Origin of the sequence: Xanthovirga aplysinae, from assembly GCF_009711365.1 — a bacterium.
Taxonomy (GTDB): Bacteria; Bacteroidota; Bacteroidia; order Cytophagales; family Cyclobacteriaceae; genus Xanthovirga; species Xanthovirga aplysinae.
In genome coordinates this window covers 1-3,398 of the sequence record NZ_SMMB01000703.1, presented here as the reverse complement: position 1 = coordinate 3,398, position 3,398 = coordinate 1, and the positions used below count along the sequence as shown (strand labels likewise).

The window sequence follows — 3,398 nt, the reverse complement described above, 5'->3', positions numbered from 1 at the left end:
AAAACCGCCTTGCGACTTGCTAATGCTTCGTTATGGTATACCCCGCATTAGGAGCTTGCTCCCTCTAAATAATTACCCTACTTTTGATAGGTTATAATGTGCCCAGAATGGGCACATTATAACCCAATTTGTTTTATCATTGGGAAGTTGAATATTTTAACTAGAGGATTCTTTTTGTATAAGAAGAGCCCTATGACGAGAGACTGTTATGTACTATGAGAGTTTTGGGGTGAATTTCCCCTTGTCTACTCGACACCAACGTTGCGTACAAGCAAAAAAATGAACTCACCAAACACCGAATGGAGAATTTATTTGAATATTTTGATAAGATACACTCTATTGGAAAAGAAGCTAAGAGCGCATTAAGTTCTTTAGTTCGGGTAAAAAATTTTGATAAAAATGAAATTATTCAAAAGCCCTATAGTATTTGCAGTAATATATACATAGTAAAAGATGGGATAGCCCGTATCTTCTATTATAAGGATGGAAATGACATTACCGAACACTTTGCTTTTCCTAAAGACGTAATAGTGCGGGCCGAAAGTCTTTTTAACCAAAGTTCAACCCCTAAGGGTATACAAGCGATAGAAAATACAGAAGTTTTCGCAATCAATTCAATTAAACTTTTTCAAATGTATAATGATTTCCACGATATCGAGCGTTTATTTCGACTTATTTTCGAAAAGGAATATGTAAATACAGTTAAGAGAATGGAAAGTTTGCAAATCAAATCAGCTACGGAAAGATATATTGAATTATCAACAGAAACAGATTTTCTTAAGCATATTCCTTTAAAATATATTGCTTCCTATCTTGGAATTACTCAAGTCTCATTAAGTCGTATTCGGGCAAATTTGAAATGAAAATTTATCAAATGTTAAAGGGATTTAGTAAATAATCCATGAATTTTGCATTAAAGAATAATGTAAAAACATGGAAAAAATAAAGCTTGGACTTAAAGAAAATTGGAAACAATTCACCCTTTTAGTGATTGTAAATGCTTTTGTTGGAGGAATGGTGGGAATGGAACGAACTATTCTTCCCCAATTTGCTGAGTTAAAATTTGGAGTTGCTTCCAAATCGGCCATACTTTCTTTCATCACTGCCTTTGGGATAACAAAAGCCATGGCAAACTTCTATACAGGTAAACTCGCTAATAAATTTGGAAGAAGAAATTTATTGTTATTTGGATGGCTCTTAGCTATGCCAGTACCATTTTTACTAATCTACGCTGATAGTTGGAATTGGGTAATTTTTGCAAATATACTTTTAGGTATTAGTCAAGGATTAACTTGGAGTAGTACTGTAGTAATGAAAATTGACCTTGTTGCTGAAAAAAATAGGGGACTCGCAATGGGTTTAAATGAATTTGCGGGGTATTTTGCTATTGGAATTATTGCCTTTTTATCCGGGTATGTGGCAAATAGATATGGGATAACACCTTATCCATTTTACATTGGTATTTTTATATCATTTATCGGATTTATTTTGACTTTTTTTTGGATAAAAGACACTAGGAGTTTTGTAAGTAAGGAAAGTATGATAAATCAAACCAAAAAAATGAATAATATTTTCATTGAAACAACTTTCAAAAATAAAACATTGAGTTCGGTAACACAGGCAGGGTTAATCAATAACCTAAATGACGGAATGATTTGGGGATTATTGCCAATTTTGTTACTATCATTAAGGTTTGATACTGAAAACATTGGCTTAATTACTGCAATTTATCCTACTTTTTGGGGGATTGGACAACTTTTTACAGGTAGGATGTCTGACCACTATTCTAAGAAGAGCATGTTGTTTTGGGGAATGTTAATTCAAGGTTTAGCCATTTTGTTCATTCCCTATAGCAATAATTATTATGTTTTAGTGACATTATCTGCTATCCTAGGTTTAGGAACGGCTTTGGTTTATCCCACATTTTTATCCACAATAGCATTGGCAACAAGCCCACAACAAAGAGCCGAAAGTATTGGGACATTCCGTCTTTGGAGAGATTTGGGCTATGCCTTTGGTGCAGTGATTTCGGGCATTACAGCAGATTTATTTGGAGTTGATTATGCTATTTTAGCAATTGGTGGTTTAACCATAATTTCTTCCTTAATAATAAAAGCTCGTATGCCAGAGCAAATCAAACAAGCAAAAGAATGTATGAAAGTAGAAGAGGTAATACATGCACTGCATGCCAATAAAAAAATTCAGATTATAGATGTTAGGAGTAAAGAAGAATATCAACAATTTCATATTCCTAATGCTTTGAACATTGTTTTGACAGAACTGAAAGATAGTATTTCTCACCTTGACAAAGATGTTCAATTTGTTATAGCTTGTGGTAAAGGCGGAGGACGTTCAGCAGAAGGAGCAAGGCTTATAAGAGAGTTAGGATTTAATGCTGTTTGGCTTTGTGGAGGAACAAATAAGTGGCAAGAAATTAATAATTGACACATTGATCCAAAATCCAGCAGAGAACAATGAATATGCATTCACATACCTACGGGGGTTTACAATACGTATTCTTACCGTTAGCCTCTTGTTAGTTTTAAAAATTATTATTTTGATCTATTTCACTGCACCCTTTAATTTGTCATACGGACAAAACGAAGAGCATATCGTCATCGGAAAAAGATTCTCTATTAAGTCCGAAATACTAATTTGAATAGTGGATATATCTGTTTATTTCCCCAATTCGTATAATAGTAGCAATAAATACCTTAATTTCTTTGTTTTCAATCTTTTTAAATGGGCGAAAGTTTTTTAATTCCTTTACCGGGATTGTCACTCAATTTTGAAGTGATGCCAGCCTCTAAGTTTCGGAAATGATAGTAGTAGGTATTCCCAGTAAAGACCGTGTCAAAGGCTCTTCTTCTACACATTTCTTAATAGGATATTCAGGAAAGGAGTGAAATAGTTTAGGGGTTAATGGAGGGGTTAGTAATTTCTTAACTTTCATAGATAGGGAACTGCCTATTTTGACAAAAATTACAGGGCCGATTAATTTCGGAATATTGTTGAATATTTTTTTACAGGCCTTTCGGCATTACATTCCTTATTTTTTCGGCCGGAAATATTCAATGCTTATTTAGTGATGGATTTCAGTTCCTGGTGGGACAATGAAATCATGTTAATAGGTGCCAAAAACTTTTTAAGCAACTACAAAGGAGAGAGAAAAGAGGTTTATCACTCTACTGTTGACAGAGCTTCCAATACCGTATATCTGGAAAAATACAATCCAAGCCGGACTATTTGGAAATATGAAAAAGAAAAAGTATTCTTGAAGTTAGCTTTTGGTTAACCTGACTTATATTTCTGTTAAATAAAGCAAGAACCTTGATTGTTTTAAGAATGGAATGGGGTATGCCAAAAGGTAAATATTAAAGAAAAAGATTGTTTGAACG

At 33.7% G+C, this 3,398-nt stretch carries 4 protein-coding genes and 1 pseudogene; 4 read left to right on the top strand and 1 reads right to left on the bottom strand.

The annotated features are described in order from the left end of the window. The first annotated feature begins 299 nt into the window (after positions 1 to 299). From E1171_RS04405 to E1171_RS24405, 3 genes and pseudogenes are all read left to right on the top strand, one after another. Positions 300 to 863, top strand: a complete 564-nt coding sequence (locus E1171_RS04405) for a Crp/Fnr family transcriptional regulator (RefSeq protein ID WP_155204486.1) — start codon at positions 300 to 302, stop codon at positions 861 to 863. Between the two features lie 70 nt (positions 864 to 933). After that, positions 934 to 2,163 (top strand): annotated as a pseudogene (locus E1171_RS04400) (MFS transporter); the annotation flags it as partial. After that, complete coding sequence (locus E1171_RS24405) at positions 2,155 to 2,445, top strand: rhodanese-like domain-containing protein (RefSeq protein ID WP_246164149.1); 291 nt, start codon at positions 2,155 to 2,157, stop codon at positions 2,443 to 2,445. The pseudogene E1171_RS04400 and the gene E1171_RS24405, both read left to right, overlap by 9 nt. 293 nt (positions 2,446 to 2,738) lie before the next feature. On the opposite strand, the gene E1171_RS04395 is transcribed toward E1171_RS24405, so the two are convergent. Continuing rightward, positions 2,739 to 2,876 carry a hypothetical protein gene (locus tag E1171_RS04395; protein ID WP_155204482.1) on the bottom strand — a complete coding sequence of 46 codons (138 nt, stop codon included), beginning with the start codon at positions 2,874 to 2,876 and terminating at the stop codon, positions 2,739 to 2,741. A 212-nt stretch (positions 2,877 to 3,088) separates the two neighbouring features. Between E1171_RS04395 and E1171_RS04390 the strand changes: the two genes are divergently transcribed. After that, entirely contained in the window at positions 3,089 to 3,295 is a 207-nt protein-coding gene (locus E1171_RS04390; RefSeq protein ID WP_222931387.1) for a hypothetical protein, read from the top strand. Positions 3,296 to 3,398 lie beyond the last annotated feature (103 nt).

Bases quoted from the DNA above. Each gene is read 5' to 3' on its own strand.
- E1171_RS04405 (WP_155204486.1), top strand. From the start codon at position 300: ATGGAGAATTTATTTGAATATTTTGATAAGATACACTCTATTGGAAAA.
- E1171_RS24405 (WP_246164149.1), top strand. From the start codon at position 2,155: ATGAAAGTAGAAGAGGTAATACATGCACTGCATGCCAATAAAAAAATT.
- E1171_RS04395 (WP_155204482.1), bottom strand. From the start codon at position 2,876: ATGTGTAGAAGAAGAGCCTTTGACACGGTCTTTACTGGGAATACCTAC.
- E1171_RS04390 (WP_222931387.1), top strand. From the start codon at position 3,089: ATGGATTTCAGTTCCTGGTGGGACAATGAAATCATGTTAATAGGTGCC.